Genomic DNA, 20,830 nt, shown 5'->3' on the forward strand with positions numbered 1-20,830 from the left:
CGGCGGGTCAGGGTTTGCGCTGGGCGAGCCAGCCGAAGCCGCCGAGGCCGGCGGGGTCGATCAGCTCGGCCTCCTGGCCGGAGCGCGCCAGAGCGCGCAGATAGCCGCTCGGATCGGTGGTCGCGAGGTCGAGCGGGGGGCGGACGCCGGTGAGGCCGAGATCGCGAAGCGCCTGTCGTTGCGTGGTCAGGGTTGTGGATATCGCGCCGGCCCGCTCGCCCGCCGCGGCGCACGCGTCCAGCGCCACGTGTGCGGTGATATCGCAGGAACCGTCGGGAATCGCGGCCACGCAGGCTCCGTCGCGGTAGCCGGTGAGCGTGCCGAGCGGCGGGCGGTTATCCACAGGGTGTGCATAATCCGCGGCCACCGCCAGGCCGTGCCCCAGGCGGTCGATGACCCCTGCCCACGCCTCGTCCCTGGGCCGGCCCAGCTCGGCCCGCAGCCCGGCGACCGGGAGCGGCCACCAGCGCTCCAGCCATCGCAGGTCCGGGTCTTCCGGCGGGCCGCCGAGCCGTTCGCGGCCGGTCTCCGGATCGACCAGCACCAGGCGTGGACCGTCGGGCGTCTGCTCGGCGACGTCCACCGGGATGTTGTCCAGCCATTCGTTGGCGACCACCAGGCCGGTGGTCCCCGCGGGCACGTCACACGTCCAGATGACGCGTTCGTCCAGGTCGGCGGGCGGCGGGGACAGATCGACGGCCGTGACGCGCAGCCGCTCGGCCATCTCGGGAGGGGCGGCGCGCAGCACCTGGGTCACCAGAGCGCCGTCCCCAGAGCCGACGTCCACGAGATCGAGCGCGGCGGGGCGGCCGAGAGCCTCGTCGACCTCGGCGAGCAGGCGCAGCACCGCCTCGGCGAACGCCGGCGAGGCTCCGACGGACGTGCGGAAGTGACCGGAGGGCCGCTCGCGGAGGTAGAACCCGCCCTCGCCGTAGAGCGCCTGCTGCATGGCCTCGCGCCAGGTGATCCACACGAGACGGGACGCTATCAACTCCATCTCCAGGCCCGGACCGATCGCGTGACCCTGTGGACAACGCCGGCCGCGACCGTGAGCCGTGGACGACCACCCGGCCGATCCCCCTGTCCCGGGCCTGGCCGGACAGGATCTGTGTGGGCGCCGAAGCGAGGGAGCCGGGGGCCGGAACGGGGATGACGGGTGTCAGGGAGAGGGGCGCAGGGGGCGCGTGCCGAGACGGTGGCGAGGCGGGCGGGACCGGGGGCGGAGCGGCGGTTACGCTGACTGTTGGCCTGGTCCTCGAACCCTGGTCGGGAACGTGATGACTCCTCCGCTCCCTGGAGGGACCTCGGGGAGTGGCTTTCCCGGAGAAAGGAGCCCGTGAAGTGAGGGTGCGGAGAAACCTGGTCAGGGGCATCGTCCGCCGGTCGCCCGAAGGCGCCGGACCGCTGCCGAGCCTCTGATGCAGACGAGCGACCGTCCCGGGCGGCTCGCGGTCGGAGTGCTCGGCGCCGGACGCGTCGGGTCCGTCCTCGGCGCGGCCCTCGCGCAGGCGGGTCACCACCTCGTCGCCGCGGCGGGGGTCTCCGACGCCTCGCGCCGCAGGGCGCTCGACCGCCTCGGGGTGGACATCTCCAAGCCGGACGAGGTCGTCCGCCGCGCCGACCTGGTGCTGCTGACCGTGCCCGATGACGCGCTGCCCGGTCTGGTCGGCGGGCTCGCCGCCGCCGGAGTCGACCTGCGCGGGAAGTTGCTCGTGCACACCAGCGGCGCGTACGGGCTCGCCGTGCTCAACCCCGCGACCGCCGCCGGCGCGCTACCGGTCGCGCTGCACCCCGTGATGACCTTCACCGGCCGGGACGACGACATGCGCCGCATCGTGGGCTGCTCGTTCGGCGTCACCGCGCCCGAGCCGCTCAGGCCGGTGGCGGAGGCCCTGGTGATCGAGATGGGCGGCGAGCCGATCTGGATCGCCGACGAGGACCGCGCGCTCTACCACGCCGCGCTCGCGGGCGCGGCCAACCACATGGTCACCCTGATCGCCGAGTCCCAGGAGCTGCTGCGCAAGATCGGCGTCGAGCACCCGGGCCGCATGCTCGGCCCGCTGCTCGGGGCCGCCCTGGACAACGCGCTGCGCCTTGGCCTGGCCGGCCTGACCGGGCCGGTCGTGCGCGGCGACGCGGGCACCGTCCGCAAGCACGTGGACGCGCTCATCCTGGCCGCGCCGGAGGCCGCGGACGCGTACGTCGCCCTGGCGCGGCTCACCGCCGACCGTGCGCTGGCGGCCGGGCTGCTCAAGCCGGAGGCGGCCGAACGCCTGCTCGACGCCCTCCAGGGCAACACCTGGGCCTGACGCCGCGGTGCGGGGGCGGGCGGGCTTTCGCGGACGGCTTTGGCACACTCGTAGCGGGCGCTCGTTCGGGCGTCCCGAGCGGTTTCGTGGATTCCAGGATTCGCGATGCGCGGATTCGGGGTAAAGGTGGCCGGGCGTCGGCCCGGTGGCAGGGAGGCAACTCGTGGACGTGATCGTCGCCGGTGATCGCTCGGAGCTGCGCGCGGCGCTGGCCGCGCTGGGCGTGGCAGGCGTCCGCGGCCCCAGGGCGGGCGGTGACGGCGGCACCGCGGACGAGGGCGGAAGCGGCGGTCGTGGCGTCGCAGGGACCGGCCCGCGGAGTGGTTCCGGGACCGTCCGGAAGGTAGGTCCGCCCGGCGGCACGCCGGAAGGCGCGGCAGGCCCGGGAGGTGGCGGCGGGACGCTGGCGCTGGTGCCGACCATGGGGGCGCTGCACGAGGGGCACCGGTCGCTGATCCGCCTGGCGCGTGAGCACGCCGACCACGTGGCGGTCAGTGTCTTCGTCAACCCGCTGCAGTTCGGGCCGAACGAGGACTTCTCCCGCTATCCCCGTACTTTTGACGCCGACCTGGAGGTGTGCGCGGCCGAAGGCGTCGAGCTGGTCTTCGCCCCGGCGCCCGGCGACATGTACCTCCCGGACCGGCAGGTCGGGGTCTCCGCCGGGCAGATGGGCACCATCGTCGAGGGCGCCTTCCGGCCGGGGCACTTCGACGGCGTGCTGACCGTGGTGCTCAAGCTGTTCAACCTCGTCCGCCCGGACGTCGCCGTCTTCGGGCAGAAGGACGCCCAGCAGCTCGCGCTGATCCGCCGGATGGTCACCGACCTCGACCTCCCGGTGACGGTCGTCGGCGGCCCCACCGTGCGCGAGCCGGACGGTCTGGCGCTGTCCAGCCGCAACCGCTACCTCTCGCCGGCCGACCGGGTCACGGCCCTGGCGCTGTCGGCCGCGCTGCGCGAGGGCGCCCGGCACGACCGGCCCAAGGACATCCTGCACGCCGCCCACGCCGTGCTGGACGAGGCCGCGCTCGCCGACCCGCCGCTGGTGCTCGACTACCTCAGCCTGGTCGACCCCGCCACGTTCACGGCCGCGGCCGAGGACCACCGGGGCGAGGCGATCCTCGCGGTCGCGGCCAAGGTGGGCGCCACCCGCCTCATCGACAACGTCGTCCTGGATCTCTCCTCCTGACCCTCCTGCCCCCCGTGCCAGGGCGCCGCGCCCCTCCCGTACCTCCTGTACCAGCGTCGGGACCCCGTGTGGCGACGCCGGCGGCCCATGCTTTATCGTCATTCTGACGAAATAAGGGAGCCCCCATGACCCATCCGCCGATTCCCCGCAGACTCACCGCGCCCGAGCCCGGCTGGACCGTCCGCGCCGACATCGTCGTCGTGGGTTCGGGCATCGCCGGTCTCACGGTGGCGCTGCGGTACGCCGAGCTGGTGCCCGACGCCCGTGTCCTGGTCGTCACCAAGGACGTGCTGTCGGCCGGTTCCACCCGGTGGGCGCAGGGCGGCATCGCCGCCGCCCTCGACCCCGCCGACTCCTGGGCCGAGCACCTGAGCGACACGCTGATCGCCGGGGTCGGCCTGTGCGACACGCAGGCCGTCCAGGCACTGGTGACCGAGGGACCGGACGCGCTGCGGCGGCTGATGGCGCATGGTGCCCGGTTCGACCGCCGCCCCGACGGCGAGCTGCAGCTCACCAGGGAGGGCGGCCACCGCAGAGACCGCATCGTCCACGCCGGGGGCGACGCCACCGGCGCGGAGGTGCAGCGCGCGCTGGCCGAGGCCGTCCGCGCGGGCGGGTCTCCGGCGGGCCGCATCGAGGTCATCGAGCACGCGCTGGTCCTCGACCTGCTCAAGGACGCCTCCGGGAGCGCGTGCGGGGTGACCCTGCACGTGATGGGCGAGGGCGCGCGGGACGGCGTGGGGGCCGTTCGGGCGGGCGCCGTCGTGCTGGCCACCGGCGGCATGGGGCAGGTGTACGCGGCGACGACCAACCCCCTGGTCTCCACGGGGGACGGTGTGGCGCTGGCGCTGCGGGCGGGCGCCGTGCTCCGCGACCTGGAGTTCGTCCAGTTCCACCCGACCGTCCTGTGGCTCGGGGAGGGCTCGACCGGCCAGCAGCCGCTGATCTCCGAGGCGGTGCGCGGCGAGGGCGCCGTGCTGCTCGACGCGTCCGGGCGGCGGTTCATGACCGAGGTCCACGAGCTCGCCGAGCTCGCGCCGCGCGACGTGGTGGCCAAGGCGATCATGCGGCGGATGCTGGAGACCGGCGAGAGCCACGTGCTGCTGGACGGCCGGCACTTCGGCGAGGAGAAGTGGCGCACGCGCTTTCCGACGATCTACGCGGTGTGCCGGGAACACGGCATCGACCCGGCGCGCGAGCTCATCCCGGTCGCGCCCGCCGCGCACTACGCCAGCGGCGGCGTCCGCACCGACCTGCACGGCCGGACGAGCGTCCCTGGCCTGTACGCCTGCGGTGAGGTCGCCTGCACCGGCGTGCACGGCGCCAACCGCCTGGCGTCTAACTCGCTGCTGGAGGGGCTGGTCTTCGCCGAGCGCATCGCGGCCGACCTGGCCTGCCTGCCGCGGGTCGCGCCCGGGGAGCCGGTCGATGACGGCCGCGCCACCGGCCTGGTCGATCCCCGGGTCCGGCCGCGGGTGCAGGCCCGCATGAGCACCGGCGCGGGGGTGCTGCGCAGCGGGCGGAGCCTGGCCGAGGTGAGCCACGGACTGCTGGACGCCCGCTGGACTCCGGTGGCCGTCGAGCCGTGCACCGAGGCGTGGGAGGCCACCAACCTGCTCACCGTGGCCACGGCCGTGGTCACCGCGGCCCGGGCCCGTGAGGAGACGCGCGGCTCCCACTGGCGCGAGGACTTCCCGGAACGCGACGACGCCTGGTGGCTGGGGCACCTGGACGTGACCCTGGCCGAGGAGGGACTGACCATGACCTACGTCAAGCACGAGGACGACCGGACGGGCGGCCTACCGGCCCAGATCGAGGCCGACCTCGCGGAGGCGGGCCTGGACCCCGTCGCGGTGACCGCCCTGATCAGCGGCGCGCTGGAGGAGGACGTCACCGGCGAGGGCGACGTCACCACGATCGCCACGGTGCCCGCCGGCCAGGCGGCGGTGGCCGACGTGGTGGCCCGGGCCGGCGGCGTGGTCGCGGGGCTCGCGGTGGCCGCGGCCGTGTTCCACCGTTCCTCACAGGGGCGGCTCACCGTGGAACGCCACGTGAAGGACGGCGAGCGGGTGGAGCGGGGTGACGTGCTGATGACGGTCGCCGGGCCCGTACGGGACGTGCTCACCGCCGAGCGCACCGCGCTCAACCTGCTCACCCACCTGTCCGGCGTCGCCACCCTGACCCACCGCTGGGTCGAGGCGGTGAGCGGCACCGGCGCCCGGGTCCGCGACAGCCGCAAGACCCTCCCGGGCCTGCGGGCCCTGGAGAAGTACGCCGTGCGGTGCGGCGGCGGGGTGAACCACCGGATGTCCCTGTCGGACGCGGCTCTGATCAAGGACAATCACGTCGTGGCGGCGGGCGGCGTCGCCGAGGCGTTCCGCGCGGTACGACAGGCCTACCCGGACCTGCCGATCGAAGTGGAGGTCGACCGCATCGACCAGATCGAGCCGGTGCTCGCCGAGGGGGCGGAGGAGATCCTGCTGGACAACTTCACCATCGAGGAGCTCGCGCACGCGGTCGCGCTGGTCGGCGGCCGGGCCCGGCTGGAATCCAGCGGTGGGCTCGACCTGGAATCCGCCCGTGAGGTCGCCGAGACAGGTGTTGACTACCTTGCTGTGGGGTCGCTGACCCACTCGGCGCCCGCACTCGACATCGCTTTGGACCTTCGGGGGGCTTGATGCTGCTCACGATCGACGTCGGCAACACGCACACGGTGCTCGGCCTCTTCGAGGGCGAGGAGGTCTTCGAGCACTGGCGCCTCGCCACCGACGCGCGGCGCACCGCCGACGAGATCGCGGTCGTCCTGCAGGGGCTGCTCGGTCAGAGCCCGTTGCTGAAGGACGCCGACATCAGCGGCATCGCCATCTGCTCGACCGTCCCCTCCGTGCTCAACGAGATGCGCGAGATGTGCCGGCGCTACTACGGCGACGTCAGCGCCGTGATCGTCGAGCCGGGGGTGCGCACGGGCGTGCCGGTGCGCATGGACAACCCCAAGGAGGTCGGCAGTGACCGCGTGGTGAACGCGCTCGCCGCCGTCACCCTGTACGGCGGGCCGTGCATCATCGTCGACTTCGGCACCGCGACCTCCTTCGACGCGGTGTCGGCCAAGGGGGAGTACGTCGGCTCGGTGACGGCTCCGGGCATCGAGATCTCGGTGGACGCCCTGGCGGCCGCGGGGGCCCAGTTGCACAAGGTCGAGCTGGTGCGCCCCCGCTCGGTGATCGCCAAGAACACCGTCGAGGCTCTCCAGGCGGGCATCATCTACGGCTTCGCCGGGCAGGTGGACGGCATCGTCGAGCGCATGGCCCCCGAGCTGGCCACCGACCCCGACGACGTGACGGTCGTGGCCACCGGTTCGATGGCGCCTCTGCTGGTGAACGAGGCGCGTTCGATCGACGTGCACGAGCCCTGGCTCACGCTCATCGGGCTGCGGCTGATCTACAACCGCAACACCGCCTGACCGGGCCGTAGCAGCGGGCGAGCCGGTGCGCCTCCATCATGGCGGCGCGCCGTGCCCTGCGACGCCGGGCCGGAGCCGGTGATCGAGGGGGGTGGAGATCGGAAAACCGGTGTCCCGGCGGTCACCGCACGGGCCAGGTCCGCCGAATAGGACCGCGTATGATGATCCACTCCGGCAAATCCGATGTGGCGGGCATGTTACGCCGTCGGCCGCGCCGGGGGAAAAGGGCAGAAAGCGGCAGCGGTTTCGCCGGGCGAATTCGGTGGATAGCACGCCGGCGGCATATACCCGACGCAGGGCACCCAGGGGGCGGTCACTCCGTGAACCCGGCCTCCACCAGCGATGCGGTCGCCCTCGCGTCGCCGGCCGCCCCGCCGGCGTTGGTGATCTCCGTCGGCATCACCCCGAACCGATGGGTCGGGGACATGTCATGAGTAGTTCACATATGCGGTGGTATGTCAATCACAAACGTCATGGGTATCGAGGTCGGAGCTTGACGACCTTTCAACGCGGCGTTTAACGTTCCTGACGGGCGGGCCGAAGCATTCAGTATGTTGCCGAGTTCGTCGTGGGGGAGGACACCCGATGGCGTATCCGGATCTGGTTTCCCGAGGGAATGGCTTTCCTTCGGGATCAGACGGTGTGGGACTGAGCGACGATGATCTTCTATTGCTCGCCGAACTGGCCAAGGGCGTGACCGTCGACCGGGTGGGGCGGCGGCTCGACGTCAGCGGCCGCACCGTGCGACGCCGCCTGCGGGGCATCTGCGACCGCATAGGCGTCGCCACCGCCATCGAGGCCGTGGCCTGGGCGGCGCGACGCCGACTCATCTGACACCCGTGCCACCCCGTCGGGCGGCGCCTTCGCGCGCGGCGCGCCGAGCGGAACCTCCGCATGCGACGCGCCCGCGCGGGCGACGCTAGTCGGCGATGCGCACGGCTCCCGCGAACGGACGGTTGCCGAGCGGCACCACCCGGACGACGTCACCGGTGCGCGGCGCGTGCACCATCATGCCGCCACCGATGTAGATGCCGACGTGGTGCAGGTCGCTGTAGAAGAAGACCAGATCGCCGGGGCGCATGTCCTCGCGTGACACGTGCGTGCCGGCGGTCCACTGGTCCCCGGTGTAGTGCGGCAGGCTGATGCCGACCTTCTGGTAGGCCCACAGCACCAGACCCGAGCAGTCGAAGGAGCTCGGCCCCGCCGCGCCCCAGACGTACGGCTTGAGCTGCTGGGTGAGCGCCCACCGCACCGCCTGCGCGGCCTTGCCGTCTCCGGGGATCGGGATATCGATCTTGACCGCCCGGGACGCGCCGCTGGTCTTGGCGAGGGCACGGCGGAACAGGTTGTTCTCGGTCTTGGCGATGAGGCCGCGGATCTTGTCGCGCTGCGCCGACAGCTCGGACACGAGCTTCTTGACCTCGGCCTCGCGCGCCTTGGCGCCGGCCTTGGCGCGCTCGGCGGCGGCCATCGCCTTGGCGATCTGGGAGACCTCCTCGCCCTGCTGCAACTGCAACGCGTAGGTCGTGGCCACCCGGTCCAGGTAGGCGTCCGGGTCGCCGGACATGGCCAGGGCCAGCGGATTGCCGATGCCGCCGGTCATGTAGGCGTCCTGGGCGTACAGCCCGGCCTTGCGGCGCTTGTCCTCAAGCTCGCTCTCGCTCTTCGCGAGCGTCTTCTTGGCCAACTCGGCCGAGCGCTGCGCCTGCTTGAACCGCTCTCGCTGGCCGTTGTACTGCTCGGTGAGCGACTCGATCTGCTCGTAGAGCTTCTCGACCTGGTTCTTCAGCTGGGTGAGGCTGGGCTTGGGCTCGGCCGTCGCCGCCACCAGGGGCGAGCCGAACGTGAGGGCCGTGAGCACGGCGGTGACCAGCGCGATGCGGCGGGGCAGGCGCCAGGACGGCCCCGCGGCTCCGCCGAGCCGGAAACGGGATCCGCGTTCGCGGGCGTGTCTGCCCGCGCGTCCTCCAGGCGTGCGCCTAGGCTGCACCAACGAGCTCCTCTCCTCGGTCGCCTACCGGGTTAGCTGACGGGTTCGGGCCGGAGAAGCCCTACCGAGCACCTGGACATGGAGGTTTCGACGCCTCCCTCTCGGATTCACCCCAGGGGTGGCGGGATCGCCGGAGATCATCCCCGTCGCCTGCCTTTGGGTCCCCGGTTTTCCGGCGGTGGGGGCCGGCCGGAAATTAGGCGGAGCGGCCATCGTGGACGATGGCCGACATTGACGCTGGACATTAGTGCAGTTCAGGTTCCTGCTCAACCAGAACTGAGAAATCTGTAGAGGTCGCACAACCGCCCTGTTACGGCGAGATCACGCCCGGGGCGGCGCGGTCACCCCGCCGAGCTGCGACAACCCGTCCGTCGGCCGTTCTTCCCCGGCGAATTCCCAGGTGGTGCGGCTTGTGGGTTTCCCCGGGCCCGTCTCACGGACGCGGCGTACCGACCGTGCCTCTCCGATCACTTGTGGTGATGCAGGAAGGAAGGCTGTCGGGGTTTCGGTCGGGCCGATATTGGGCCTCGGCCGGAAAGGCCGGAAGCGATCGCCACCGGTCGGGCGGATACGCTGACGCCTCATGGAGCAGGCCGCGCAGCCGGTACCCGCCGTGGGGGCGCCCGTCGTCAGGCGGGCCCGCACCTCGGACGTCCGGGCCATCAGAGCACTGGTCGACACCTACTCCGGCGACGGGCCGCGGCTGCTGCGCAAGTCCACGGTGACGCTCTACGAGGACGTCCAGGAGTTCCGGGTCGCCGAGTGGGACGGCCGGGTGGTGGGGTGCGGGGCACTGCACGTGCTGTGGGAGGACCTCGCCGAGATCCGCACCGTCGCCGTCGACGTGAGCTGCCGCGGCAAGGGCGTCGGCCACAAGATCGTCGCAGCCCTCATCGACGCCGCGCGCGAGCTGGAGGTTCGGCGCGTCTTCTGCCTGACCTTCGAGGTCGACTTCTTCGCCAGGCACGGCTTCGTGCCGATCCAGGGCACCCCGGTGTCCCCCGAGGTGTACGCCGAGCTGCTGGACTCCTACGACGAGGGCGTGGCGGAGTTCCTCGACCTGGAGCACGTCAAGCCGAACACTCTGGGCAACACGCGGATGCTGCTGCACCTCGCGCCGCGCTCCTGACGCCGGGAGTGACGCGCTGGAAAGGTGACTGTTGATGCCGCTGTCGCTACCTTGGCAACACCATGGCATGTGCGCCTGACCGAAGGCCACGTGCGAAGCCGAAGTGAGGTGACACGGTGAGCACCGGACAGCCGCCGTACCCACGCGATGAACCGGACGACGGGCACTCGTCGTCCGGTTCTGCGCAATATGGGCAGCAGAACCCCCCGGGCATCGATCCGGAGGTAACCGTCGTCCACCGTCCCCAGCCGACCTCGGAGAACGCGGCCTATCCGCAGCAGGGGTACGGCCAGCAGGGGGCGTACGGACAGCAGGGCGGCACGGGCGCCTACGGGCAGCCGGGCTATCCCCAGCAGCCCCAGGCGCAGTACGGCCAGCAGGGCCAGCAGGGCCAGGGAGGCTACGGGCAGCAGCCGCAGTACGGGCAGCAGGGCCAGCAGGGCTCCTACGGTCAGGACACAGGTCAGGGCTACGGCCAGCAGGGCTCCTACGGACAGCAGGGCCAGCAGGGCCAGCAGGGCGGCACGGGTGCCTACGGGCAGCCGCAGCAGGGCTACGGGCAGCAGCCGCAGTACGGCCAGCAGGGTCAGCAGGGTCAGCAGGGCTCCTACGGTCAGGGCGGCTACGGCCAGCAGCAGCAGTACGGGCAGCAGCCGCAGTACGGCCAGCAGGGCTATGACCAGCAGGGCTATGACCAGCAGGCCCAGTACGGCGGCCAGCAGGGCGGCTACGACCAGCAGGCCCAGTACGGCCAGCAGGGGTCCTATGGCCAGCAGCAGCAGTACGGGCAACAGCAGCCGGCGCAGTACGGGCAGCAGGGTTACGGCCAGCAGCAGTACGGCCAGCCCGGGTACGGCGCGCCCGGCTACCAGCAGCCGTACGGCGTGCAGGGCGTGCAGCCGCCGGGCGCTCCCGCGCCGCTGGCGGAGTGGTGGCAGCGCCTGGTCGCCCGCATCATCGACGGCGTCATCCTGGGGATCCCGTACTTCATCATCAGCGCGGTGGTGACCGCGGTGATCGTGACCCAGGCGAGCTTCGACCCCACCACGGGGGCGATCACCCAGGGCGGCGGGCTCTTCGTGGCCACCCTGCTGACCGCGCTCGTCGGCGGTGCCATCTGGATCGCCTACGAGTTCCTGATGCTCAAGCAGCGCGGCCAGACCGTGGGCAAGATCGTCATGGGCATCAAGGTCGTCCCGGTGGGCGGCACCGTCGAGGGCGGGCTGACCTCCGACGCCGCCGTCAAGCGGGCCGGCGTGCTGTTCGGCCCGCAGCTGCTGTCGTGGGTCCCGTTCGTCGGGTTCCTGACCTACATCTTCTACCTGGTGAACGTCCTGTGGCAGTTCTGGGACAAGCCGCTTCAGCAGTGCCTGCACGACAAGGTGGGCGGCACCATCGTGGTGAAGATCAAGTAAGGCGTTGGTCGACGGGGCCGGAGGGGCATCCTCCGGCCCCGTTCGCGTTCCGTGCCCGACGCGTCGCGATGGGTGAAGTTCCGGAAAAGGTAACGGACATCCCTCTATGTGCGATAGGACCTTGCACGAACCGTAGCGTCCTGCGCCTGTCGCGAAAGGTGATCACATGACGACAGAACCACCCCCCGGGAGTCCGCACGGTCCCGCGCCAGGGGCCGGTGACCCGTACGCGGCTCCGAGGGGCGGCGAGTACGCCCCGCCGCAGAACGCGGGCCATGGCGGTGTTCCTCAGGGTGGCCAGGGGGCCGCGCAGGGCCCCTACGGTGGTCCGCAGGGCTACGGAGCCCCGCAGGCCGGCTACGGCGCCCCCTATGGCGAGCCGCTGCCCCCGGGCGCCCCGGCGCCGCTGGCGCTGTGGTGGGAGAGGTGGGTCGCGCGGATCATCGACTCCCTCGTCCCCTTCGTGCTCTACATGATCGTCAGCTTCATCCTGGCGCCGATGTTCGTGCCGTCGGCCGAGGAGATCAGGGCCGATCCGGCGGCCGCGCTGGGCGGCGCATCGGTGATTCCGGCCCTGGTCGCCGGGATCATCGCTTACGGCGCGTACGCCGTCTATGACTACCTGCTCCATTCCAAGGACGGCCGGACCATCGGCAAGAAGGTGATGAAGATCCGGCTGGCCGGCGTCGGCGGCGCTCCGCTTGATTCGGCGGCCCTGCTGAAGCGCAGCGCTATCTTCCCGGGCGTGATGGTGCTGTACGGCATTCCCCTCCTTGGCACGCTCGCCGGCATCTTCGTCCTCGTCCTCGGTGTGCTTATCCTCACCGACAAGCCGCTACGGCAGGGCCCGCACGACAAGGTCGCGGGCACGGTTGTCGTCAAGGCTCTAGCCTGAGATCGGCTTTATTGACGGGGCGGCCGCGCTGCGGCCGCCCCGTCCGTGTTTTCCACGCGATCACCTTTCCCCGGGCATCCGGTAAGACGGCTGGAGAGACGGAGAATGCCGTGGAACGGTCCGTGGGCGGCTTTGGTCCCCGCCCGGCAACCCCGCTGACCTCCTGTGGGGCTAGAGTCGGATCGTGACTCCCGGATCAGCCGACCATGGCACGGAGCGAGGGAGTCTCGTGTGACAATTAACGTGGGAGGTGCCGGAATGCCACCCCCCGCGTGGAGCGAGGATCAATGAACGATGTATTGTCCGCGTTGATACCACCCTTGGTGGTCGCGGCGGTGGTCATCATCGCGGTCGTCAAGCTGTTCCGTTCCGAGGCGGGAGGGCCGCGCCAGGAAGCGGAGCCTCCGGAGAAGTCGTCCGAGGCTTCTTCGGACTGACCGACGGCCCGGGCCCCGCGCGCCTTCTGAAGCTGTGGGTTCCGCGAATTGTCAGCCGGGGTTAGCGGGTATATCTTTGGCTGTTGAATCGAACAATGCTCTGCGAAAGGATTGCCAGATGGCCACGCAGATCCAGAAGATACTCATCGACGACCTCGATGGTGGCGAGGCCAATGAGACTGTCACCTTCGCGATTGATGGCTCCGCTTACGAGATTGACCTGAGCGGCGATAACGCCAAGCGTCTGCGTGACGCGCTGGCGTCTTTCGTCTCCCACGCCCGCCGTGCCGAGGGTGCCACCAGCGCCCGGGGCCGCAAGCGGGGCGGTGGTCAGCGTCCGTCTCGGGAAAAGAGCTCGGAGATCAGGGCGTGGGCGAAGGCCCACGGGATCTCCGTCAGCGAGCGCGGTCGTATTGCGTCCTCCGTGGTCGAGCAGTACGAAGCGGCGCACTGACGGGCTCTTTGGAGATCATCGGGCTATGGCGGCGGCAGGCCGTGATTCGCCGCCATAGCCGGATGATCGAGTTATGCCGGAGTGATCGTCCGGGGCGCGGTCCGGGACTTCACGTAAAACGCCGGTGCTAAACGTCGTTCGCTTGCGGCGTAGTGGGAACATGTGACCCCCCAACAGTAGTTGGATGGAGCGTGAACGCCCTGCTCTCGGGGAACGTCTCCTGTCTAGAGCGGTCACCGGTCGGGGCTAGCATGCGGATGCGGCGGGCCCGGATATCCCGAGCTGCCTGACCGCTCTGTGAGGAGCGACGAGATGTTCGAAAGGTTCACTGACCGCGCACGGCGTGTTGTCGTCCTGGCCCAGGAAGAGGCCCGGATGCTCAACCACAACTACATCGGCACTGAGCACATTCTTCTTGGCTTGATCCATGAGGGCGAGGGTGTCGCCGCCAAGGCACTTGAGAGCCTCGGCATCAGTCTTGAAGGTGTGCGCCAGCAGGTCGAGGAGATCATCGGCCAGGGGCAGTCGGCGCCGTCGGGGCACATTCCCTTCACCCCGCGCGCCAAGAAGGTCCTTGAGCTGTCGCTCCGCGAGGCCTTGCAACTGGGTCACAACTACATCGGCACAGAGCACATCCTCTTGGGCCTCATCCGTGAGGGCGAGGGCGTTGCCGCTCAGGTGCTGGTGAAGCTTGGTGCCGACCTCAACAGGGTGCGCCAGCAGGTCATCCAGTTGCTCCACGGCTACCAGGGCAAGGAGCCGGCGGCCGCTGGAGGCCCGCAGGAGTCCGCACCGTCGACCTCCCTTGTGCTCGACCAGTTCGGCCGGAACCTGACCCAGGCCGCCCGCGAGGGCAAGCTGGACCCGGTGATCGGGCGTGACAAGGAGATCGAGCGGGTCATGCAGGTCCTGTCCCGCAGGACCAAGAACAACCCCGTTCTGGTCGGAGAGCCCGGCGTCGGCAAGACCGCCGTGGTGGAGGGCCTGTCCCAGAAGATCGTCAAGGGCGAGGTGCCCGAGACGCTGAAGGACAAGCAGCTCTACACTCTCGACCTCGGCGCGCTCGTGGCGGGCTCGCGCTACCGCGGTGACTTCGAAGAGCGCCTGAAGAAGGTCCTCAAGGAGATCCGCACCCGCGGCGACATCATCCTGTTCATCGACGAGCTGCACACCCTCGTCGGCGCCGGTGCCGCCGAGGGCGCCATCGACGCCGCCAGCATCCTCAAGCCCATGCTGGCCCGCGGCGAGCTGCAGACGATCGGTGCCACCACGCTCGACGAGTACCGCAAGCACCTGGAGAAGGACGCCGCGCTCGAGCGCCGCTTCCAGCCGATCCAGGTCGCCGAGCCCTCGCTGAGCCACACGATCGAGATCCTGAAGGGTCTGCGCGACCGTTACGAGGCCCACCACCGCGTGACGATCACCGACGCGGCGCTCGTGGCCGCGGCCCAGCTCGCCGACCGCTACATCAGCGACCGGTTCCTGCCGGACAAGGCGATCGACCTCATCGACGAGGCCGGCTCGCGCATGCGCATCCGCCGCATGACCGCGCCGCCGGACCTGCGCGAGTTCGACGAGAAGATCGCCCAGGTGCGCCGCGACAAGGAGTCCGCGATCGACGCGCAGGACTTCGAGAAGGCCGCCGCGCTCCGCGACCAGGAGAAGCAGCTCCAGCTCAAGCGCGACCGCCGTGAGAAGGAGTGGAAGGCCGGCGACATGGACGTCGTGGCCGAGGTCACCGAGGAGCTCATCGCCGAGGTCCTCGCGACCGCCACCGGCATCCCGGTCTTCAAGCTGACCGAGGAGGAGTCGCAGCGGCTGCTCCGCATGGAGGACGAGCTGCACAAGCGGATCATCGGCCAGGACGACGCCATCAAGGGGCTGTCCCGCGCGATCCGCCGCACCCGTGCGGGCCTGAAGGACCCGCGCCGTCCCGGTGGCTCGTTCATCTTCGCCGGTCCGTCCGGTGTCGGTAAGACCGAGCTGTCCAAGGCGCTCGCCGAGTTCCTCTTCGGGGACGAGGACGCGCTGATCATGCTGGACATGTCCGAGTTCATGGAGAAGCACACCGTCTCACGGCTGTTCGGCTCCCCGCCCGGCTACGTCGGGTACGAAGAGGGCGGCCAGCTCACCGAGAAGGTCCGGCGCAAGCCGTTCTCCGTGGTCCTGTTCGACGAGATCGAGAAGGCGCACCCGGACATCTTCAACTCGCTGCTGCAGATCCTGGAAGACGGTCGCCTGACCGACGCCCAGGGCCGCGTCGTCGACTTCAAGAACACCGTCATCATCATGACGACCAACCTCGGCACCAGGGACATCTCCAAGGGCATCGGGGTCGGGTTCGCGAAGAACAACGACGTCGAGGGCAACTACGACCGGATGAAGTCCAAGGTCCAGGAGGAGCTCAAGCAGCACTTCCGGCCCGAGTTCCTCAACCGCGTCGACGACGTCGTGGTCTTCCACCAGCTCACTCCGGTCGAGATCATCAAGATCGTCGACCTGATGCTGGCCCAGGTGGACGCCCGCCTGAAGGACCGCGACATGGGCCTGGAGCTCACCGCCGAGGCCAAGCAGCTGCTGGCCGACCGCGGCTACGATCCGGTGCTCGGCGCCCGGCCGCTCCGCCGTACCATCCAGCGCGAGCTGGAGGACACGCTGTCGGAGAAGATCCTGTACGGCGACCTGCGCCCCGGCCAGATCGTCAAGATCGCGATCGAGGGCGAGGGTGAGGAGGCCAAGTTCACCTTCACCGGTGAGCAGAAGGCCCAGCCCGAGATCCCCGACTCCGCCGCGGCCATCGCCGAGCCGGCGAGCAGCCGGGCCGGCGTCTCGGCCAGGCCGGCCGACCGCTCGGCGTAGCGACCGCACAGCCGTGATGACCACGCGGTCATGACGACCACGCGGCCGTGACGACGGTACGACCCCAGACGGCCTGAACGGCCGGCCGCGAAAGCGGTAGGACCCCCCGCGACCATGATCGCTGGGGGTCCTTCGCATTTCCTGAGATCGTTTTGACGGTAACCGCTATGACACCACCGTTAGTAGTACTACACTCTGTAGAGCGAATCGGGTCTTGAGTCATGCGCACATGGCTCACAAGATCGACCGAGAGCGGTGAGCGCCGTCGCCGAGATCCCCGCACGGATGTAGCCGGGGATCGGCCGCCGGGAGGACGCGGAGGCGTCCGCCCGTCCGGCGCCCTCGGTCGTGCCAGGCCGGATTCCTGGCAGGGAGGGCGATGCCGCGTGCGCCGAGACCGCGGCGCGACCTGCGGCGGCGAGGTCCGACAAGCAGAGTAGTACCCCTGGGAGGCACCTGACATGCGCCTGTGTCACGAGGACGGCACGCTCGTTCATCTGTCCTACAACGCGGGCGTCCACCCCGCGGAGGACCTGGAGAACCTCATCGCCCATCTCACCCGGTACGCCGTGCCCGTGCGCAGGCGGCTCGGTGTGGACCGGCTGGGCATCGGGCTGTGGCTCGCCCCCGGTGTCGTGGACCACCTGGTGGCCGACCGCATCGAGCTGGTCCGGCTGCGCCGCTCGCTGGAGGAGCGCGGACTGGAGGTCGTCAGCCTCAACGGCGCCGGCGGCAGAGGCATGGGCCAGGACAGCCCGGGCCCCGACTGGGCCAAGCCCGAGCGGTACCGCTACACCATGTCCCTCGCGCGCATCCTCGCCTTCCTGCTGCCGGACGACGTACGGTTCGGCAGCATCTCGACCATCCCCATCGGCTGGCGGCGCGACTGGCCGGCCGATCTGCACACCATCGCATCCCGCCGGCTGGACCGGCTCTCGCGTGAGCTGCGCTCCCTGCACAGCGTCACCGGCAAGACCATCAGGGTCGGTTTCCAGCCCTGGCCGGGCTGCGTCCTGGAGACCACCGAGCAGGCGGTGGAGCGGGTGTGCGGCATCGACTCCGAATACCTCGGGGTGTGCCTGGACGCCTGCCACCTGACCTGCGGCGTCGAGGAGCCCGGTGCCGCCCTGCGCGGCGTTGTCGCCGCCGGCGCCGCGGTGGTCAAGCTCGGCCACGTCCACAACCACACCGGTGAGGCGCCGGCCACCGAGTCCATCCTGGAGAACGCCCTGGCCGCGATCCTGTCGGCCCCGACGACGGGCGGCGCGCACATCGAGGTCGAGTCACACGGCCTGGCCGGCCCGGCCAAGGGCCAGGGCCCGGCCGCGCTCGTCGCCAGCCTCGCCGACGAGCTCGACTGGACCCGCCGCAACCTCACCGCCCTCGGCCTCAAACTCGCCGCCTGACCCCGCTCGCCCGCCTGCACCTTCCCTCGGCCGGTCGGCGCGGTGGTGCACGGGAGAGGTGCGGGCCTGAGCATGACGCCGCCGCAGGTGAGCGGAATCGACCGGTACGGCACCGTGACGGCGCAGCGGGGGCGGACGCGGCCGGCGGGCACCGGATCATGGAGCGTCCGGGGTGACGCGGGAGCAGTAGGCTCGGGGCGTGGCCGCCGGACTGCACGCTCCCATCCTCGACTGGTACGCCGAGAACGCCCGGGACCTCCCCTGGCGGCACCCTGACGCCACGCCGTGGGGCATCCTGGTGAGCGAGATCATGCTGCAGCAGACGCCGGTGGCCCGCGTGCTGCCCGTGTGGATCGAGTGGATGGAGCGCTGGCCCACCCCCGCCGCACTGGCCGCCGAGCCGCCGGGCGAGGCGGTGCGCCACTGGGGACGCCTCGGTTACCCCCGACGTGCCCTCAACCTGCACGCGTGCGCCCGGGCCATCACGGCCGACCACGACGGCCGGGTGCCCGCCGGGTACGACGAGCTGCGCCGGCTGCCCGGCATCGGCGACTACACCGCCGCGGCGGTCGCGAGCTTCGCCTACGGCCGCAGCCACGCGGTGCTGGACACCAACGTGCGGCGGGTGCTGGCCCGGGCGGTGCGCGGCGAGGAGTACCCGCCGAAGGCGACCACGACGGCCGAGCGCAGGCTCGCCGAGTCCCTGGTGCCCGGTCTGGACGCTCCGCGCTGGGCGGTCGCCGTCATGGAGCTCGGCGCCCTGGTCTGTACGGCCCGCGCGCCGCGCTGTGCCGACTGCCCGGTCGCCGTCTCGTGCGCCTGGCGGCTGGCCGGGCGCCCCGCCTACGACGGCCCCGAACGGCGCGGCCAGACGTACGCCGGCACCGACCGGCAGTGCCGGGGCCGGCTGCTGGCGGTGCTGCGGGACGCCCACGGCGCGGTGCCCAAGGAGGCGCTGGACGCCGTGTGGGACGACGCGCCGCAGCGCGAGCGCGCCCTCGACGGCCTGGTGGCCGACGGGCTGGCCGAGGCGCTCCCCGACGGCACCTACCGCCTCCCCACCTGAGCCGTCCCCAGGCTTGGGGGGTGTGCGGGGATTTGCCGGGTGGCGGGCCCACGGGCTCGGCGGAGATCGGGGTAATCGACGCCTGCGGCGGGTGGCGAGTCAGCATACTGTTCGTATGGATCCGGACACGTTCCGTGGCGACGTGGGAGTGGAAGGGCCGGAGGTCTACTGGCGCCGCAGGGTGTCGGTGCTCACCGGCGCGCTCGTCGTCGTGGCCGTCATCGCCTGGGCCTGCTCCAGCGCGTCCGGCGGCGCGGGCGGCCGGCCCTCCTCCGACGGCGCCACCGGGCCGGGCCCGGCCCCGAGCACGACGGTCGTGCCCGAGACGGCGCCCTCCGTGCCATCGCCCGCCGCGACCGCCACAGCGGCCACGTCCTCGCCGACCCCGCGTCGCAGCCGCCGCCCGGGCGGCCGGTGCGACCAGGCCGATCTGGTGGTCGGCCTGGTCACCGAGGCGGAGGTCTACGCCGGCGGGCGCGCTCCCAGCTTCCTGCTCACCGTGGTCAACCTCGGCCGGTCCGGCTGCACCGTGGACGTCGGCCCGAGGGCGGTCGAGGTGCGTGTCACCTCCGGCGCCGACCGCGTGTGGTCCACCGCCGACTGCGTGAGCGGCGAGGGCGCCGACGTCCGCCGTCTGGAGCGGGGAGTGCCGCACGTCCGGACGGTCGGCTGGGATCGCCGCCGGTCGGCGCCCGACTGCCGCGCGGCCCGCCCGGAGGCCCGCAGGGGCACCTACGTCGCGACCGCCCGCCTGGGCCCCCTGAAGAGCTCGAAGGTCGTCTTCCACCTCCGCTGAACCAGGCCCGTCCCCTGCGCGCGATCAGATCTCCGCAGTGGAGGGCACATCCGCTTCAGCGGCCGTGCTGGGGCGGATACCCGCATAGCCGTACGGCTGTGGCATCTGCGCCTGCGGCTGGTAGGGGGCCGGCATGTGCTGGTGGTGGCCGATGCCGTGCGGTTGCTGGTGCGTCATGGGTCTCCTTGTTCCAGGGTGAAAAGTGAGACGCATGTCGCCTTGGTCTGGATGGCCGCCGGCGCTGAAGCAGTCCCATCCGGGCATCCGGCCGGGCGGGCGGAACGCTGCCGTCCGGGTGAACGGCGAGGTCAGACGTAGCGTTCGAGGATGGAGGCCTCGGCCAGACGGGAGAGGCCCTCGCGGACGTTGCGGGCCCGCGCCTCGCCGACCCCGCCCACCGACTGCAGGTCGTCGGTGCTGGCCGCCAGGAGCTTCTGCAGGCCGCCGAAGTGGTCCACCAGGCGGTCCACGACGCTCGTCGGCAGCCGGGGCACCTTGGCCAGCAGGCGGAAGCCGCGCGGGCTGACCGGCGCCTCCAGCGCCTCGGAGCCGTCGTGGCCGAGCACGTGGGCGACGGCCGAGAGGTCGAGCAGGTCGGAGGGGGACAGCAGGTCGAGCTCGGCGAGCGCCTCGCCCACCATGCGCGTCCCGCGCGGCACGTAGTCGCGCATGATGAGGTCGCGGTCCTCCTCGACCCCGGCGACCAGCTCCGCGAGCTGGAGGGACAGCAGACGTCCGTCGACGCCCAGCTCGACGACGTACCCCTCGATCTCGCCGGCGATGCGGCGCACCATCTCCAGGCGCTGCACGACCGCGGCGACGTCGCGCACGGTGACGAGGTCTTCGATCTCCAGGGCCGACAGCGTGCCGCTGACCTCGTCCAGCCGCATCTTGTAGCGCTCTAGGGTCGCGAGCGCCTGGTTGGCCTTGGACAGGATGGCCGCCGACTCCTCCAGGACGTAACGCACGCCGTCGAGGTAGAGGGCGATGATGCGCATCGACTTGCTGATCGAGATGACCGGGTAGCCGGTCTGCCGGGCCACCCGCTGGGCGGTGCGGTGGCGGGTGCCCGACTCGTCGGTGGGCAGCGAGGAGTCGGGGACGAGGTGGACCGCCGCGCGCAGGATCTTGCGGCCGGCGCGGTCGAGGACGATGGCGCCGTCCATCTTGGCCAGCTCGCGCAGCCGGGTGGCGGAGAACTCGACGTCAAGCGTGAAGCCTCCGGTGCACACCTCATCGACCCGCTGGTCGTAGCCGAGGACGACCAGGCCGCCGGTGTGCCCGCGCAGAATGCGCTCAAAGCCGTCTCGCAGCTCGGTGCCCGGAGCGAGCATGGCGAGAGTGGCCCGCCGACGCTCGTCCATCCCCTTGTTGGTGTTCGCCACATGGCCCCCGATGGTCGCTGACGTCGCCATTTTACCGGCGGCG

18 protein-coding genes and 1 riboswitch are annotated in these 20,830 nt (G+C 71.1%); of the genes, 14 read left to right on the forward strand and 4 right to left on the reverse strand.

Features of this window, described 5'->3' with window-relative positions; all coding sequences use genetic code 11:
- Positions 1-7: 7 nt before the first annotated feature.
- Entirely contained in the window at positions 8-997 is a 990-nt protein-coding gene (locus IEY93_RS11510) for an SAM-dependent methyltransferase (RefSeq protein WP_189163000.1), read from the reverse strand.
- A gap of 421 nt (positions 998-1,418) precedes the next feature.
- On the opposite strand from IEY93_RS11510, the gene IEY93_RS11515 reads away from it, so the two are divergent.
- The 5 genes from IEY93_RS11515 to IEY93_RS11535 all read left to right on the forward strand — a co-directional run bounded on the left by IEY93_RS11515 (position 1,419) and on the right by IEY93_RS11535 (position 7,789).
- Positions 1,419-2,309: a Rossmann-like and DUF2520 domain-containing protein gene (locus IEY93_RS11515; RefSeq protein ID WP_189163001.1), complete on the forward strand. Its 891-nt coding sequence runs from the start codon at positions 1,419-1,421 to the stop codon at positions 2,307-2,309.
- 403 nt (positions 2,310-2,712) lie between these two features.
- On the forward strand, positions 2,713-3,495 hold the full coding sequence (gene panC / locus IEY93_RS11520) for a pantoate--beta-alanine ligase (RefSeq protein WP_229691068.1): 783 nt from the start codon (positions 2,713-2,715) through the stop codon (positions 3,493-3,495).
- 125 nt (positions 3,496-3,620) lie between these two features.
- On the forward strand, positions 3,621-6,173 hold the full coding sequence (locus IEY93_RS11525) for an L-aspartate oxidase (RefSeq protein ID WP_189163002.1): 2,553 nt from the start codon (positions 3,621-3,623) through the stop codon (positions 6,171-6,173).
- The gene (locus IEY93_RS11530) at positions 6,173-6,955 is read left to right on the forward strand and encodes a type III pantothenate kinase (protein ID WP_189163003.1); all 783 of its coding nucleotides are present in this window, start codon (positions 6,173-6,175) and stop codon (positions 6,953-6,955) included. Before IEY93_RS11525 ends, IEY93_RS11530 begins: the two co-directional genes overlap by 1 nt.
- A gap of 642 nt (positions 6,956-7,597) precedes the next feature.
- Positions 7,598-7,789: a helix-turn-helix domain-containing protein gene (locus tag IEY93_RS11535; RefSeq protein ID WP_307784623.1), complete on the forward strand. Its 192-nt coding sequence runs from the start codon at positions 7,598-7,600 to the stop codon at positions 7,787-7,789.
- Between the two features lie 85 nt (positions 7,790-7,874).
- Here IEY93_RS11535 and IEY93_RS11540 read toward each other — a convergent pair whose 3' ends face one another.
- Positions 7,875-8,945, reverse strand: a complete 1,071-nt coding sequence (locus IEY93_RS11540; protein ID WP_189163126.1) for a C40 family peptidase — start codon at positions 8,943-8,945, stop codon at positions 7,875-7,877.
- A 5-nt stretch (positions 8,946-8,950) separates the two neighbouring features.
- Positions 8,951-9,158, reverse strand: a riboswitch (cyclic di-AMP (ydaO/yuaA leader).
- Positions 9,159-9,528: 370 nt separating this feature from the next.
- Between IEY93_RS11540 and IEY93_RS11545 the strand changes: the two genes are divergently transcribed.
- The 9 genes from IEY93_RS11545 to IEY93_RS11585 all read left to right on the forward strand — a co-directional run bounded on the left by IEY93_RS11545 (position 9,529) and on the right by IEY93_RS11585 (position 19,402).
- A complete protein-coding gene (locus IEY93_RS11545) occupies positions 9,529-10,074 on the forward strand; it encodes an amino-acid N-acetyltransferase (protein ID WP_189163005.1) in 546 nt (181 codons plus the stop codon).
- A 116-nt stretch (positions 10,075-10,190) separates the two neighbouring features.
- Positions 10,191-11,489 (forward strand): RDD family protein, encoded by a 1,299-nt coding sequence (locus tag IEY93_RS11550; RefSeq protein ID WP_189163006.1) that lies wholly within the window; start codon positions 10,191-10,193, stop codon positions 11,487-11,489.
- Positions 11,490-11,655: 166 nt separating this feature from the next.
- Positions 11,656-12,384: an RDD family protein gene (locus IEY93_RS39340; RefSeq protein ID WP_189163007.1), complete on the forward strand. Its 729-nt coding sequence runs from the start codon at positions 11,656-11,658 to the stop codon at positions 12,382-12,384.
- Positions 12,385-12,671: 287 nt separating this feature from the next.
- Complete coding sequence (locus IEY93_RS11560; protein ID WP_189163008.1) at positions 12,672-12,821, forward strand: hypothetical protein; 150 nt, start codon at positions 12,672-12,674, stop codon at positions 12,819-12,821.
- A 118-nt stretch (positions 12,822-12,939) separates the two neighbouring features.
- Complete coding sequence (locus IEY93_RS11565; protein ID WP_189163009.1) at positions 12,940-13,275, forward strand: histone-like nucleoid-structuring protein Lsr2; 336 nt, start codon at positions 12,940-12,942, stop codon at positions 13,273-13,275.
- Positions 13,276-13,587: 312 nt separating this feature from the next.
- On the forward strand, positions 13,588-16,134 hold the full coding sequence (locus IEY93_RS11570; protein ID WP_189163010.1) for an ATP-dependent Clp protease ATP-binding subunit: 2,547 nt from the start codon (positions 13,588-13,590) through the stop codon (positions 16,132-16,134).
- Positions 16,135-16,595: 461 nt separating this feature from the next.
- Entirely contained in the window at positions 16,596-17,540 is a 945-nt protein-coding gene (locus IEY93_RS11575; protein WP_189163011.1) for a sugar phosphate isomerase/epimerase family protein, read from the forward strand.
- Positions 17,541-17,739: 199 nt separating this feature from the next.
- On the forward strand, positions 17,740-18,606 hold the full coding sequence (locus IEY93_RS11580; protein ID WP_189163012.1) for an HhH-GPD family protein: 867 nt from the start codon (positions 17,740-17,742) through the stop codon (positions 18,604-18,606).
- A gap of 115 nt (positions 18,607-18,721) precedes the next feature.
- Positions 18,722-19,402, forward strand: a complete 681-nt coding sequence (locus IEY93_RS11585) for a hypothetical protein (RefSeq protein WP_189163013.1) — start codon at positions 18,722-18,724, stop codon at positions 19,400-19,402.
- A gap of 24 nt (positions 19,403-19,426) precedes the next feature.
- Here the strand turns inward: IEY93_RS11585 and IEY93_RS11590 are convergent, their stop codons facing one another.
- Positions 19,427-19,579, reverse strand: coding sequence for a hypothetical protein (locus IEY93_RS11590; protein ID WP_189163014.1), 153 nt, complete (start codon positions 19,577-19,579; stop codon positions 19,427-19,429).
- 131 nt (positions 19,580-19,710) lie between these two features.
- Positions 19,711-20,817: a DNA integrity scanning diadenylate cyclase DisA gene (gene disA / locus IEY93_RS11595; protein WP_189163015.1), complete on the reverse strand. Its 1,107-nt coding sequence runs from the start codon at positions 20,815-20,817 to the stop codon at positions 19,711-19,713.
- Between the last annotated feature and the right edge of the window lie 13 nt (positions 20,818-20,830).

The organism is Sphaerisporangium melleum, assembly GCF_014646695.1.
Classification (GTDB): Bacteria; Actinomycetota; Actinomycetes; order Streptosporangiales; family Streptosporangiaceae; genus Sphaerisporangium; species Sphaerisporangium melleum.

Excerpts from the sequence above, each read along its gene's own strand:
- IEY93_RS11525 (WP_189163002.1), top strand. The coding sequence starts at position 3,621 with ATGACCCATCCGCCGATTCCCCGCAGACTCACCGCGCCCGAGCCCGGC.
- IEY93_RS11515 (WP_189163001.1), top strand. The coding sequence starts at position 1,419 with ATGCAGACGAGCGACCGTCCCGGGCGGCTCGCGGTCGGAGTGCTCGGC.
- IEY93_RS11510 (WP_189163000.1), bottom strand. The coding sequence starts at position 997 with ATGGAGTTGATAGCGTCCCGTCTCGTGTGGATCACCTGGCGCGAGGCC.
- IEY93_RS11590 (WP_189163014.1), bottom strand. The coding sequence starts at position 19,579 with ATGACGCACCAGCAACCGCACGGCATCGGCCACCACCAGCACATGCCG.
- IEY93_RS11545 (WP_189163005.1), top strand. The coding sequence starts at position 9,529 with ATGGAGCAGGCCGCGCAGCCGGTACCCGCCGTGGGGGCGCCCGTCGTC.
- IEY93_RS11585 (WP_189163013.1), top strand. The coding sequence starts at position 18,722 with ATGGATCCGGACACGTTCCGTGGCGACGTGGGAGTGGAAGGGCCGGAG.
- IEY93_RS11570 (WP_189163010.1), top strand. The coding sequence starts at position 13,588 with ATGTTCGAAAGGTTCACTGACCGCGCACGGCGTGTTGTCGTCCTGGCC.
- disA (WP_189163015.1), bottom strand. The coding sequence starts at position 20,817 with ATGGCGACGTCAGCGACCATCGGGGGCCATGTGGCGAACACCAACAAG.
- IEY93_RS11575 (WP_189163011.1), top strand. The coding sequence starts at position 16,596 with ATGCGCCTGTGTCACGAGGACGGCACGCTCGTTCATCTGTCCTACAAC.
- IEY93_RS39340 (WP_189163007.1), top strand. The coding sequence starts at position 11,656 with ATGACGACAGAACCACCCCCCGGGAGTCCGCACGGTCCCGCGCCAGGG.
- IEY93_RS11565 (WP_189163009.1), top strand. The coding sequence starts at position 12,940 with ATGGCCACGCAGATCCAGAAGATACTCATCGACGACCTCGATGGTGGC.
- IEY93_RS11560 (WP_189163008.1), top strand. The coding sequence starts at position 12,672 with ATGAACGATGTATTGTCCGCGTTGATACCACCCTTGGTGGTCGCGGCG.
- IEY93_RS11530 (WP_189163003.1), top strand. The coding sequence starts at position 6,173 with ATGCTGCTCACGATCGACGTCGGCAACACGCACACGGTGCTCGGCCTC.